We start from the raw sequence: 13,421 nt of genomic DNA, 5'->3' as shown, positions 1-13,421 counted from the left end.
GGCCGTGCGGGGTATGGTGGGAGGGAGGCGCCGGGCCGGGTGGCGTCCGACGAGGTCCAGATTCCCCTTTCTAGCCGCGGGTCGCATCACGGAGGTGTCGCGGTCCGGTCTCCGCGTCGCGAGATGCGGGTTGGACGGGACGAGCCGCAGCCCCGCGGCACGAACCGCACGGGATCGAGGGAACGACACGACCCCCGACCTCCTCGGACCCGCCGCCGAGTCCGAATGTCCCGGAAATGTCACGACGGAAGCCGGGCGGGAGGCTCGACGGGAGGCAACCACACGCACCGAATCCACGGCCGGCGCACACGACTGTACGGGCGCCGCCCGTAGGTTTCACTCCGCGCTGAAACGCCCCCTGTGGACATGATCGGAACGGTCGGTCACCTCTCCCTCGTCGTCGCCTTCGTCGGGTCGCTGGCGGCCGTCGTGGCCTACGCCCTCGCCTCCCGCGCCGACGGCGCTCGCTCCGACGAGTGGGCCCGCGTTGGCCGCTGGAGTTGGGCCGCCGTCGCCGGCGGCACCGGCCTCGCCTCGGCCATGCTGTGGACGGCCCTGTTCGGCCACCGGTTCGAGTACGCCTACGTCTACCAGCAGACGTCGACGGCGATGCCGTTCCGGTACCAGCTCTCGGCGTTCTGGGCCGGCCAGGAGGGCTCGTTCCTCCTGTGGATCCTCATGACGACGGTCGTCGCCGGCCTCCTCGTCCGGTGGTCCGTCCGGACGGACGGCGGGCCGGTCGCCAACGAGAACCGCCGCGTGTTCTCCGCGCCCGTCTTAGCCGTCGTGTCGCTGTGCCAGGCGTTCCTCCTGTCGATGGTCGTCGGCCTCCGCCTCGGGCCGCTCCCGGTCGGGGCCAGCCCGTTCGTGACGCTCGCCGAGAAGTTTCCCGACGCGCCCATGTTCGCAACCGACCCGGGCTTCGTCCCGGCCGACGGTCAGGGCCTCAACGACCTCCTCCAGAACCCCTGGATGACGATCCACCCGCCGACCCTCTTCGTCGGGTTCACGCTCCTGATGGTCCCGTTCGCGTTCGCCGTGGCCGGGCTCTACCGGCGGCGCTACACGCAGTGGGTGAAGCCGGCGCTGCCGTGGGCGCTCGTGGGCTCCGGCATCCTCGGCATCGGCATCATGATGGGCGGCTGGTGGGCCTACGAGACGCTGAGCTTCGGCGGCTGGTGGGCGTGGGACCCCGTCGAGAACTCGTCGCTCGTGCCGTGGCTGTTCGCCGTGGCGGCGCTCCACGCGATGGTGGTCCAGAAAAAGACGGCGGCCGGCCACAAGGCGGCGCTCTGGCTGAGCGTCCTCGCCTTCCAACTCGTCATCTACTCGACGTTCCTCACGCGGAGCGGCATCCTGGGCGACGTCTCGGTCCACAGCTTCGTCGACCTCGGGCTCTACAACCAGCTGCTCCTGTGGATCTCGACGGTGGGCCTGCTCGGCTTCGGGTTCCTGGCGTGGCGCTGGCGGGACCTCCCGGAGCCCACGTCGCCGCCGGCGATCCTCAGCCGTGAATCGCTCGTGTTCACGGGCGCCCTGCTCCTCGCCGTCACGGGCGGCGTGATCGCGCTCGGCACGTCGGCGCCCATCTTCGGGAAGCTGTTCCGCGACAACCCGGCCGCGGTCCCGGTCGCGTTCTACAACACGTGGACGCTGCCCCTCGCGGTCGGCATCGCGTTCCTCGCGGGGATGGGCCAGCTCATGTGGTGGCGGAAGATGACGGTCGAGGACGCCAACCGCGTCCTGTTCCGGCCCGTCGTGGCGACCGTCGTGAGCACCGCCGCCGTCGTGCTCCTGACGCCGTTCGTCCAGGAGACGGTCGCGCCGGGCCCGGGGCTCGGCGTCGAGGCGCCCGCCGGGGCCGTCGCGCCCGCCGAGGCGGGCCTCCTGCCGGCGGCCGTGGGCACGTTCTTCCAGACGCACGGGACGTCGCTCCTGCTCCTGCTCCTCCTGTTCGCGTCGTTCTTCATGCTGTGGGGCAACCTCAGCGTGATGTGGCGGGTCGGGCGGGGCAACCTCAAGATGGTCGGCGGGAGCCTCTCGCACGTCGGGTTCGGGCTGATGCTGCTCGGCATCTTCGCCTCGTCGGTCTTCAACGACCCGATCTCGGACGGCAACGGGACCGACGTCCAGGGCAGCCGCGAGAACGTCGTCGTCCCGCTCGGCCGGACCGTCGCGGCGGACGGCTACCGGTTCACGTACGCGGGCCAGGAGGTCAACGACGAGGGCCGGCCGGTCTACGTGATGGACGTCGTCGACCGGCGCGGGACGCAGTTCCAGACGCGGAACGTGGTCTACAAGGACGGCCGCGACCAGTGGATCCAGCACCCGCACGTCCGCGAGGGCGTCGCGCGCGACCTCTACGTGGCCGTCTTCCCGAGCGCCATGAGCGAGACGCCGACGGAGGGCCAGGCCGAGGTCACGCTCGCGCGGGGCGACTCGGTCAAGCTGGCGACGCCGGCCCACGACCCCGCCTTTACGGTCACGTTCGAGGACTACGAGCTCGACGTCGACCTCGACGCCGTCGGCCTCCAGCGCGACTCGGTCGACCTCGCCGTCGCCGCGCGTCTGACCGTCGTCAACGAGACGACCGGCGAGACGCGTGTGCTCCGGCCGGTCTACGTCATCACGACCGACCGGCGCCAGCAGTACGTCCAGAACCGGGCGACGGACTGGGGCCTCGGCGCGGCGTTCGCCGGGATGGTCGTCGACGAGGGCGCCATCAACCTCGTGTTCGACGGGGCGACGGTGGCCCAGGAGGAGTGGGTCGTGGTCCAGGCCTACGAGAAGCCGTTCATCTCGCTGCTCTGGCTCGGCACGGGGATCCTCGGGATCGGCTTCGCCATCTCGTTCCGGCGGCGGCTGGGCGAGGCGCGGCGCTGACGCCGTCCGCCTCGGTCGGCCCGCGGGGCACCGAGGCGGCGTAACTCGGGAGGGGGGAGGCGCCGTAGGGCCGGGCTCACCTCCGCCTTTCGGGATGTCCCGTTTGTTCGCGGCGCTCGCCGCCCTTCTCGTCACGCTCCCCGCGCTCGCGCAGGCGCCCGTCCGCCTCGCGCCCGGCCACCCCGACCTCGACACCGAGGCGGTCACGCTCGCGTCCGGGACGTTCGACGTCTCGCTCGTCCAGCCCCAGCTCCAGCCGCTCGGGACCGTCGAGCAGGCCGTCACGCACCACGACGACGGGACGGTCACCGTCGCCACCACGGTCGACATCGTGATGGGCAGCGGGGGCGACCAGGTTCAGGACACGACGCATTTTGAGTGGCCGTCGCTCACGCCGATCTCGCACGTCCGGGTCGACCACAACGCGCGCGGCGACGAGGTCGAGTCGCTTGCGTTCGACGGGCTCCGTGTCGTCGGGACGTACCAGGACGCCGACGCCGAACCGATCCCGGTCGACCTCCAGCTGATCGCGCCGGTCTTCGGGCTCGGCGCCAACCGGACGGTCGCGCGGTCGCTCCCGTTCGAGGTCGGCTACACGGCCGTTGTCCCGGTGTTCACGGCCGAGGACCGCCTCGAGGAGCTCGAACTGGAGGTCGTCGGCCGCGACGACGTCGCCCGGCCCGACGGCGAGACGGTCTCGGCCTGGATCGTCGAAGAAACCACGCCCGAAGGTCGGACTCGCTCGTACGCTGTCGACCCCGACACGCGGGACCTCCTCCGGATCGCGTTCGCCCCGGCGCCGGGCTACCTCGTCCACTTCGTTCGCCAGTAGTCTTTCCCACCCCGACACACCTCCCCATGCGCTCTCTCCTCACGCTCCTTCTCCTCGCGTTCGCCGTCGGCGGCGCGACCGCCCAGGACGCCCCCGCCGACACGCTCGTCCTCACGCCGGGCGACGGGATGCTCACGACCGACTGGCTCGAGGCCGGCACCGAGTCGTTCACCGTCCGCCTTGTCGCTCCGATGCGGCAGAACGTCGGGACCGCGACCGAGACCCTCACCATCGAGGACGGCGTCGTCACGCGCGTGACCGAGATCTCGGTCCCGATGCAGGGCCTCGCACAGACCGACTCGATCGCGGCCGACGCCGCGACGCTCGTCCCGCGCACCCACAACTCGATGGGCGGCCCGATCGAGGTCTCCCTGGAGTTCATGTCCGAGGGCGTCGTCGGGATGGTGACGCCGCCTGAGGGCGACGCCACGACGGTCACGCTGATGACCGACGCCCCGGTCTTCGACAGCGCGTGGGCCGGCGAGGTCGCCCAGAGCCTCCCGCTGATCGAGGGGACCGTCGCCCGGATGCAGGCCTTCACCGCGCAGTCGCCCGACGCGCCCATCGACGTGGTCTACACGGTGGGGGCCCAGGAGACGATGGACGAGCGCACCGTGTGGCCCGTGTCGACCGAGATGGGTCCGGTCACGATGACGTACTACGTCGAGGCCGAGACGCGTGAGCTGCTCAAGACGCAGTTCTCGCCGCAGCCGGGCGTCACCGTCGAGATCGCCCCGGCCGAGTAGTCCGGCATCGTCCGCGAACGGGCGCTGGCGGTCCATGCGGTCTGCCTCGGTCCGTTCGCGGGGACCCCGCTGGAGGGCGGCCCGTATCTCTCGTCCACCCCGTGCGATTTCACCCTACCCCACGCATGCGCCTTCTCACGCTCGCCGCTCTCGCCTTCTTCGCGGCGCCCCTTTTTGCTCAGGAGCCCGTCACGCTCCGCCCGGGCCACCCGGACCTGATGACCGCCGACCTTACGCTCGGCGATGAGACGGTGTCCGTCGCCGCGACAGGCGCCCGCCGTCGCGACCTCGGCACGCTCACCACGACCGTCCAGAAGAACGACGACACGGTCACGCTCTCGACCGACGCCGACATCCCACAGGCCGGCCAGGTCTACGACGTCTCGTCCACGTTCGCCTGGCCGTCGCTCCGGCCCATCTCCCGGGAGCGGACCTCCCGCGGCAGCTCGGGCACGACGACGTACGACGGCGCGACCGTCACCGGGAGCTTCGCCAGTGGCGACGACTTCGCCGCGCTCCCGTTCGACATCACGCTCCGCCAGGAGCCGTTTCAGCCGGAGGTCCTGCCGCTCATCGTGCGGTCGCTCCCGTTCGCAGAGGGCTACACGGCCGTCGTCCCCACGTTCACGTCCGAGTCGCGCGTCCGCGACTACACGCTCTCCGTGACGGGCATGGAGGAGGTCACGCCGACCGGCGGCCAGCCGGTCATGGCGTGGGCCGTCGAGCAGACCGGCTCGGGCACGCGCCCGCCCCGCCCGCAGACGTACTACGTCGACCCCGCGACGCGGACGATCGTGCAGACGACGACGCAGGCCACCGGCGACGCGCTCATCGTGAGCGAGCCCGTGACCGAGGAGTCGCTCGCCGCGCTCGAGGCCGAGGCGGCCACGCCGGCCGTCGAGCTCCGGCCCGGCCTGGACCGGCTCGAAACGGACGTGCTCATGTCGCGCTCGCAGGACTTCGTGATCCGCGTCGTCGAGCCCGTCCAGCAGGAGGCCGGCACCCTCACGTGGTCGGCCGAGGTCGACCAGGCCGCCGGGACCATCACCGGTCGCCTCGTGCAGGACATCTCGATCGCCGGCCAGCGCATCGAGCAGACGACCGTCGCGGCTTACCCCTCGCTCGCGCCGGTCTCCGGCTCGACGACGGCGAACACCAACACCGTCGAGGTCACCTACGGCGACGGCGCGGCGACGGTCGTGGTGAACGGAGAGACGGAGGAGGTCCCGTTCGACGCGCCGGTCTTCGACGGGGCGCTCCTGTTCGAGATCGTCCGAGCCCTGCCGTACGAAGAGGGCTATCGGGGCGAGATCCACATGCTCGCGCCGGGCCAGGGCGTCGTGGCCGTGCCCATCTCGGTCGGCGCGCCGACCGAGATCGACGGCCAGACGGCGTGGCCGGTCGAGACCGGCGGCGGGCCCGGCACGGCGTTCGTGTTCTACGTCGCGCCCGAGACGCGCGAGTTCGTCCGGATCGAGCAGGAGCCGCAGCCCGGCGTCCTCATCCACGTCGAGCCGGTCGAGGAGTAGCCTCCGCCCCTTCGGAACGAAGCGAGCCCCCCGCCGACGCTGGCGGGGGGCTCGTCTCGTCTAGGTCGTCGGCCTCGGGACCGAGGCGGGCGGGGCTAGCGGCCGGCGAGGCGGTCGAAGGCCCGCTGCTGGTCGGTCCCCGGCGGCACGTCGTACGGGTCCGGCGGGAGGTTGACCATCCGGATGACCGGGTACTGCGGCCGGTGGAGGAACGGCTGCGGCGGCTCCGAGATGTCGTCGCCGATGATGAGCACCATCGTGCCCTGGTCCGTGATCCGGCCGCCGGCCGACGAGATGTGCTCGCGCTGGTTCTCGACGTCCCACGTGTCGGTCCACTCGTAGAGCCACTTCGCGTCGGGCTCGAGGAGGCGGATGCAGCCGTGCGAGGCCGGGCCGGAAGTCGGGAGCGCGTACTGGTGCATGTGGATGCCGCGCTGCTCGTGGAGGTTCATGACCCAGTACATCTCCCAGAGCTCGGCGTCGGGGGCCGTCGAGCCGTAGCCGGGGCTGAGCGTCGAGACGCGGTAGTCCTGCTTCCAGTTGACGTTGAACCGGCCGCTCGGCGTCCGGCCGCTCTCGTTGCCCGTGTTGATGATGCCCCACCGCTCGAGCTCGCCGTGGGCGTAGGCGCCCCACGCCTGGATCTGCTTGTCGAGGATCACGATCTGGTCGAGGTCGCGGGCGCCGGGGTAGTAGCGCGGGAACGGCGAGTAGGCCCGGAAGTCGAGCCCGAAGTGGGTCGGCACGACGAGCGTGTCGCCGGGGCTGAGGGCCTCGAGGTCGTTCCGGTTGAGGAGCCACAGGAGCGGCTTGATCACGTCGCGGTCGCCGCCGAACCGGCGGTACAGCGAGAGCCGGGCCTCGAGCCGGTTCTGGCCCTCCGGCACGATGTAGTAGTCGTAGTAGACGCGCGGCACGTCGGCGATGGACGTGGCCGTCCGCCGCTCCATCGTGTCGACGAGCCAGGACTGGCTGAAGTAGCTGACGTTGCCGTCGTCGGCGAAGTCCTGGGAGATGGCGGCGTCGGCGGCCAGGTCGGCCTGGCTTTGAGCCGTCGCTGGGAGGGCCAGCGCGAGGAGGGCGACCAAGGCCGCTGAGAGAACACGCATGGGGACAGAAATCAAGTGTGTGTCGAGTATACCGCGGGGGGCGGAGGGGGGTCCGCGAAGACCTCTCCAGGGGCCGTGCCACCGGCCCCGATCCCGCTTCAGTCCGACAAACGGGCGCGCGCGCAGGATCCGTGCCCACTCCCCTGGTGCGACCGTCGCCGCCCGACCGTCTCTCCACCGGTCCGGCCTCGGCGCCGAGGCGGCGGGTGCCGGCCGTCCCGCGAGGGGTCCTCTACCGCGACGCGGCGGCCTCGGCGCGGATGGTCCGGATCTGCTCGGGCGTCGCCAGCACGATGAGCGCGTCGCCGGCCGCGAGCGCGAGTTGGGCGTCCGGGTTGAACCGCCACTCGCCCGTCGCCGACCGGAGCACGCCGACGACGACCGCGTCGAAGTGGCGCCGGAAGTCGACCGCCGCCAGGGAGCGGCCGTCCAAGAGGCTCCCGGCCCCGACCGTCACCTCTTCGAGGTCGAAGTCGAGCGCGTCGACGCCGAGGACCTGCTCCATGAACCGGTCGACGCGCGGGCGGAGGATCGTCTGCGCGATCCGGTCGGCGCCGATCTCGAGCGGCGAGATGACCTTGTCGGCCCCGGCGCGGAGGAGCTTGTTGATCGACGTCTGCTCGTTGGTCCGGGCCACGATGAAGAGGTCGCGGCCGTCCATGATCTCGCGGGCCGAGAGGGCGACGAACACGTTGGCGGCGTCCTGGGGGAGCACGAGGACGAGCCCGGCCGCGCGTTCGAGCCCGGCGGCCCGGAGCGTGGCCTCCTCCTCGGCCTCGTCCTGGACGTAGGCGTAGCCGGCGTCGGCGAGCTGGGCGGCCCGGTCGTCACGGCGGTCGACCACCACGATGTCGCGGCCGGCGGCCGCGAGGTCCCGCGCGATCCGCTGCCCGAGGCGGCCGTAGCCGGCGATGATGTAATGGTCGGAGAGGCGGTCGATCCGGCGTTGCATGGCCCGCTGGCGGAAGGCGTCGTTGAGCACGAGGAGCTGGACGACGCGCGTGGCGATCGTCGCGAACGTACCGATGCCCACGACCCCGAGGCCGATCGTGAACAGCCGGCCGAGGGCCGAGAGCGGCTGGACCTCGCTGAACCCGATCGTCGCGAGGGTGATGAACGTCATGTACAGGGCGTCCATCGGGGCCCACCCCTCGATGAGCATGTACCCGGCGGTCCCGACCCCGAAGAGGACGGCGATGGCGAGCGTGCCGAGCGCGATCTCGTGGCCGGCTCCAGACCGCGGTCGCTTAGAGAACCGGACGGACCGGACGCGCACCTAGGCGAGCGCGAACGCCCGCGCGGCCCACGTCTCACCGGCCGGGCGCTCCACGCCGTGCGCCCGGAGGCCGCCCACGGTCGTCGCCGTCACGTCGAGCACGGGCGTCTGGGGCCCGGCCTCGCCGCTCTTGGTCAGCCGGCGGAAGGCCGGCCGCGGTGCGGTCTGCCACGCGCCGTCGGCGTCGCGGAAGGTGACCGCAAGCGGCGACGCGAGCGCGAGGCCGTGGGCGTCGAGCGCAGCGCTCACGGCCCGCTCCATCGAGTCGATCCCACACCCCGAGACGCCGGCGTTCAGGTCGGCCTCGGAGATCACGGCGCCGACGGCGAACGCGCGGCCGGCGAGCACCTCCGCTTCGGCCTGGACGGGGCGCCCGTGGCTCGTCCACGACGGGAGCCAGTCGGCGACCGACCGGCGGAGCGCGTCGGCCGCGTCGGAGTCGAGCGTGCGGTCGAGGGGGAAGAGCCAGACGCGAGCAGCGTCGGGGAGCGAGTCGAGCATGGCGGCGAGGGCGTTTCGGAGGATACGTCCCGCCGTGTGCGTCGATTCCTCCGCTCGGCGAAGGCCCGTCGAACCCGAGCCGACGCACCAACGCCCGTGGCCGCCGGCGCGCTGGGGATGCGGCGCGCGAACGGGCACGGGCGTCGGGTGCCCGGCGAAGATAACGGGTTAGGCGTCCGGCCGGCCCTCGTCGCGGAGGTCGGCGAGGCCGCTCAGGTCGACGGCGCGGAGGGCCGCCTCGAGGTCGTCGTCCTCGACGCCCGAGCCCTCGACCTGGACCACGAACCGGTCGGCGACGACGAGGCTGAACTCGCCGGAGCGGTTCTGGGAGTCGTACTTCCTGTAGCCCCGCTCGCCGCCGAACGAGATCGTCCGCTCGTACGTCGAGCCCGACTCGCGGTCGATGTCGGCCATCGTCCAGCCGAGGCCCATCATGGCCATCGACGGGATCGCGCCGTAGTCGAGGATGCTCAGGTCGATCTCGGACTCGCCTCCCTCCTCGCCGTAGGTCGCCTCGACCTGCGAGATCGAGAAGCCCATCGCGCCGTCGGTCGAGCCCTCGACCTCGGCCTGCGGGAGGCCGGCGGCCTCCTCGGGGAGCAGCTCGCGGAGCGTCCGGAAGTTGACCGGGTCGGCCGGCGGCTTCTCGGCCTGCTCCTGGATCCGCTCGACGGCGTTCTGCATCTCCTGCATCCGCCCGAACATGCCCGGCTCGCCGGTCTCTTCGACGTCGCCGTCGAAGTCGCCGCCGTCGTCGCCTCCGCAGGCGGTGAGGGGGAGCGTGAGGGCCGCGAGGAGAAGGAGGGAGAGCCGGGTCGTCATGGAACTGGGAGGGTGGGGCCACCCCACACTACGGCGAAGTGGCAGAATGGCCGTCATCCGGTCCCGCAGTACGCGCTCGGCCTGAGACGACACCGCCCGCCTCGGCGCGGGACCGAGGCGGGCAGGGACGGACGAGGGAGAGGCCGGATGGCTAGAGGTTCGGCGAGCCCGGGTCCCACTTGAGGACGGTCAGCGTGCCCTCGAGGTCGCTCGTGTAGAGGTAGCCGCCCGGGGTCGGCATCGAGACGCCCCAGTTGCCGTAGAACGCCGCGTCGTCGTTCTCGGGGTGCGTGTCGAAGTGGGCCACCTCGACCGGGTTCTCGATGTCCGTGATGTCGAGGACGTAGACGCCCGACGAGTAGTGCGAGACGAAGGCGTGGTCGCCGTCGATCTGGACGTTGTGGGCCAGCCGGCTCGCGCCCAACCAATTCCCGACGAGCGTCGGGTTCTCAAGGTCCGAGAGGTCCCAGACCTTGACCGTCTTGTCGACCGTCTCCTCGGTCGTCAGGGCGTACATCCCGTCGTCGGTCGGCCAGATGTTGTGGACGTAGCCAGGCGAGGGGACGGTGACCTGGGCCATCTGGACCGGGTTCATCTTGTCGCTCATGTCCCAGACGGAGAACGTCGGGTTCCGTCCCTCGGCCACGTACAGCGTGTCGCCGCGGGCGAACACGTCGTGCGAGTCCGGGACCGGCACGGACGACACGTCGATGGGATGGATCGGGTCCGAGAGGTCGACCACGATGATCTCGTTGCCGTCCGAGTTCAGCATGTAGGCGTAGCCCGTGACGGTGTCGATCGAGAGGTTGTGGCTCGACACGAGCCGGTCGTTCTCGCCGCGGACGACGGCGATCTCCTCGGCGTGGTGCGGGAGCCCGCGGAGGTCGATCACCTGGAGGCCCTCGCTCGGCCCGTAGGCCTCCGCCGAGACGTAGGCGAACGAGCCGTATGTCTTGATGTCGCGCCAGTAGAACGGCGCGTCCTGCGTCGGGCCGGGGATCTGGGCGACGACCTCCAGCGACGGCACGGCGACGACGGCGATGCCCTCGACGTTGCCCATGATGGCGTACTCCGACCCGTCGTTGGCCGTGTAGGCCCAGACATCGGACCCGCCGACGACGTCGGGGATGCCGACGGAGTCGGGGTCGCGGGGCTCGTCGGCGCCGGGACGGGGGATGGTCGGGAGCTCGACGGTTCCGATAAGGTCGAGCTGCTGGGCGCTGGCGGGCGCGACGAGGAGGGCGGCCAGGGCCGCGGCGGCGAGGAATCGCATGGACGGGTGGGATGGGCGGACCCCAATCTAGGCTCCGCGGGCCGCCCTACGACCTGTTTCGGCAGAGCCCCGCCCGTTCTCTCGTCCGAGGCGGATCAGTGGTTGCCGTGGCCTCGGCCCCGACCGTTGCCTCGACCTCGCCCGCGGCCCCGATCGTCATCGTGGTCCCGGCGCTCGGCGCGGTCGTCCCGGCGATCGTCACGCCGGTTGCCGCGGCGGTCGACTCGGCGGTCGTTGCGGCCTCGGCGGTTGCACGAGCCGAAGTCGTCGCCGTGGTTGAGGTGGGCGCGGACGGCGGGCGCCGGCAGCGTCAGCGTGTTCCGATTCTTGTGGCAGACGACGTAGCGTTCCTGCCCCCCCTGGCTCCCGGCGCGCGCCGAGGCGGGGTAGCTGCGGCCGTAGCGGTCGTACCGGGAGGACGTGCAGCCGACGGCGAGGCCAGCCGAAAGAAAGAGGAGCAGAAGAGCACGCATGGGCGATCGGAGTGGTGGGGGAGAGAGCCCGTGCACAGGTCATGCCGCGCGTCGAACCCCCCGGAGTCGGACTGGAGTGACGCGTTTTCGCTGCCGACCCGTCAGGTCAAGCGGACGCGGGCGTCCGCTTCGGGCCTCACGCGATGAGGCCTTTGACCACGCCGCGGTCGTCGATCACCGAGTCCGCCGGGGCCCCGTCGCCCAACGTCTGGCGGCCCGCCTCGGCGTCCTCGTCGGCGGGCTCGACGGCGAGGGGGCCGAGGTCGAACAGGCAGGCGGCCCAGGTGAGGCCGGCCCCGAACCCCACGAACGCGAGCGTGTCGCCGGCCGAGGCCCGCCCCGCGTCGAGCGCCTCAGACAACGCGATCGGGATCGTCGCGGCCGACGTGTTGCCGTAGTCGGCCACGTTCATGACCACCTTCTCGGGCGGCAGGCCGAACTGCTTGGCGGCGTACTCGATGATCCGCGCGTTGGCCTGGTGTGGGACGAACAGGTCGATATCGTCCACGCCGACACCGGCCTTCGCCATCACGCGCTGGAGCGACTCGCCCATCGTCCGCGTCGCGAACTTGAACACGGCGCGGCCATCCATCCGGAGGTAATGGGTCCGGTTGTCGACGATCTCCTGGCTGACGGGGATCCGCGTGCCGGGGGCCGGCGCGATGAGGACGTCGGCCTGCGAGCCGTCGCTGCCGAGCTCGAACGAGCGGACGCCGCACGGCCGGTCGGTCGCCTGGAGCACGACGGCCCCGGCCCCATCGCCGAACAGGACGCAGGTCGTCCGGTCCTCCATGTCGAGGTTCTTTGAGATTACCTCGGCGCCGACGAGGAGGATCGTCTCGTACGCGCCGGTCTGGATAAACTGGTCGGCCGTGACGAGGCCGTAGACGAACCCCGTGCACCCGACCATCAGCGTCATGGCGCCGGCGTTGGCGCACCCGAGCCGGTGCTGGACGCGGCTCGACACGGGCGGCGTGAGCTCGTCCGGGCTCGACGTCGCGACGAGGACGAGGTCGATGTCCGCGGGGTCCACGCCGGCCGTCTCGAGCGCCCGGCGGCCGGCCTCGACGCAGAGGTCGCTTGTGGCCTGGTCCTCGCTCACGAAGTGGCGCTGCTCGATGCCGGACCGAGACCGGATCCACTCGTCGTTGGTGTCGACGATCTGGGCGAGGTCGTCGTTGGTGACGACGTTCTCGGGGGCGTAGTGGCCCCAGCCGATGAGCGAGGCGTACTTCCGGGTCATGGCGCGTAGCGGGAGGTCGAAGCGTGGTGAGACGGGACGGCTCCGAAAGCGGTTTCAGGCGCCCTCCGGTTCGGCGAACTGGCCGGTCCACAAGAACCGGACGGTCAGGCGGATGACGGTCGGAGACATCATGAGGAGCGCGTGGGTCTTGGGCACGACGGCGCGGTCGGCCAGCCCGTCGGGCGCGTGGGCGCTGTCGACGGAGACGAGCCCGTCGTGCGGCCCGTCGAACAGCCGGCCGAAGGGGACGATGGCCCGCGTCCCCGCGATCACGCCGGTCTCGACCCCGCGGATGGGCCCGAGCGCGTTGGGCCCGGTGCCCTCATCGGTGCCGAGCTCGCCGAGGGACGGCCCGAGGACCGACCGGAACGGCTCGCGCTCGCGGAGCGCGTCGGCGACTTCGGAGCCGGCGTGGGGCGGCGCCAGCATGACGGCCCGCGAGCCCTTCGGGAGGGGCTCTCCGGCGTCGGCCCGGTCGGCGGCGAAGGCGCGGACGAGGACGCCGCCGAGCGAGTGCGTCACGAAGTGGACCCGCTCGGCGCCCTCATCGAGGAGCGCGTCGACCCGCGGCACCACGACGCGGTCGACGAGCGAGGCGATGGCGTGCTTCCGCGAGGGATAGTCGACGACGTGCGGGTCGAAGCCCGCGGTGCGGAGGGCCCGCGCCATGGGGAGCATCGAGAGGCCGGTCCGGCCGAGGCCGTGGAGCAGGAGGACGGGGTCGGGCACGGGCC

The 13,421-nt window shown here is 71.6% G+C and carries 12 protein-coding genes; 4 read left to right on the top strand and 8 right to left on the bottom strand.

Annotation, left to right across the window (positions count from 1 at the left end; translation table 11 throughout):
• The first annotated feature begins 366 nt into the window (after positions 1 to 366).
• From BSZ37_RS19655 to BSZ37_RS19640, 4 genes are all read left to right on the top strand, one after another.
• Positions 367 to 2,883, top strand: a complete 2,517-nt coding sequence (locus BSZ37_RS19655) for a heme lyase CcmF/NrfE family subunit (RefSeq protein ID WP_095512470.1) — start codon at positions 367 to 369, stop codon at positions 2,881 to 2,883.
• Between the two features lie 94 nt (positions 2,884 to 2,977).
• Positions 2,978 to 3,715, top strand: a complete 738-nt coding sequence (locus BSZ37_RS19650) for a DUF3108 domain-containing protein (protein ID WP_143537755.1) — start codon at positions 2,978 to 2,980, stop codon at positions 3,713 to 3,715.
• A 26-nt stretch (positions 3,716 to 3,741) separates the two neighbouring features.
• A complete protein-coding gene (locus BSZ37_RS19645) occupies positions 3,742 to 4,461 on the top strand; it encodes a DUF3108 domain-containing protein (RefSeq protein WP_095512174.1) in 720 nt (239 codons plus the stop codon).
• A 125-nt stretch (positions 4,462 to 4,586) separates the two neighbouring features.
• Complete coding sequence (locus tag BSZ37_RS19640) at positions 4,587 to 5,990, top strand: DUF3108 domain-containing protein (RefSeq protein WP_095512173.1); 1,404 nt, start codon at positions 4,587 to 4,589, stop codon at positions 5,988 to 5,990.
• Between the two features lie 95 nt (positions 5,991 to 6,085).
• On the opposite strand, the gene BSZ37_RS19635 is transcribed toward BSZ37_RS19640, so the two are convergent.
• The 8 genes from BSZ37_RS19635 to BSZ37_RS19600 form a co-directional block, all read right to left on the bottom strand.
• A complete protein-coding gene (locus BSZ37_RS19635) occupies positions 6,086 to 7,099 on the bottom strand; it encodes a L,D-transpeptidase (protein ID WP_095512172.1) in 1,014 nt (337 codons plus the stop codon).
• 232 nt (positions 7,100 to 7,331) lie between these two features.
• The gene (locus tag BSZ37_RS19630) at positions 7,332 to 8,375 is read right to left on the bottom strand and encodes a potassium channel family protein (protein WP_095512171.1); all 1,044 of its coding nucleotides are present in this window, start codon (positions 8,373 to 8,375) and stop codon (positions 7,332 to 7,334) included.
• Entirely contained in the window at positions 8,376 to 8,876 is a 501-nt protein-coding gene (locus BSZ37_RS19625; protein WP_095512170.1) for a hypothetical protein, read from the bottom strand.
• 168 nt (positions 8,877 to 9,044) lie between these two features.
• Complete coding sequence (locus tag BSZ37_RS19620) at positions 9,045 to 9,698, bottom strand: transposase (protein ID WP_095512169.1); 654 nt, start codon at positions 9,696 to 9,698, stop codon at positions 9,045 to 9,047.
• A 151-nt stretch (positions 9,699 to 9,849) separates the two neighbouring features.
• Positions 9,850 to 10,971 carry an LVIVD repeat-containing protein gene (locus BSZ37_RS19615; protein WP_095512168.1) on the bottom strand — a complete coding sequence of 374 codons (1,122 nt, stop codon included), beginning with the start codon at positions 10,969 to 10,971 and terminating at the stop codon, positions 9,850 to 9,852.
• 95 nt (positions 10,972 to 11,066) lie between these two features.
• Positions 11,067 to 11,444, bottom strand: coding sequence for a hypothetical protein (locus tag BSZ37_RS19610; protein WP_095512167.1), 378 nt, complete (start codon positions 11,442 to 11,444; stop codon positions 11,067 to 11,069).
• Positions 11,445 to 11,580: 136 nt separating this feature from the next.
• On the bottom strand, positions 11,581 to 12,687 hold the full coding sequence (locus BSZ37_RS19605) for a beta-ketoacyl-ACP synthase III (protein WP_095512166.1): 1,107 nt from the start codon (positions 12,685 to 12,687) through the stop codon (positions 11,581 to 11,583).
• Positions 12,688 to 12,741: 54 nt separating this feature from the next.
• Positions 12,742 to 13,416, bottom strand: coding sequence for an esterase/lipase family protein (locus tag BSZ37_RS19600; RefSeq protein ID WP_095512165.1), 675 nt, complete (start codon positions 13,414 to 13,416; stop codon positions 12,742 to 12,744).
• Positions 13,417 to 13,421: the final 5 nt, after the last annotated feature.

This window comes from Rubrivirga marina (assembly GCF_002283365.1).
GTDB lineage: Bacteria > Bacteroidota > Rhodothermia > Rhodothermales > Rubricoccaceae > Rubrivirga > Rubrivirga marina.
The sequence above is the reverse complement of the archived record's forward strand: the minus strand, read 5'-3'. Positions and strand labels throughout refer to the sequence as shown.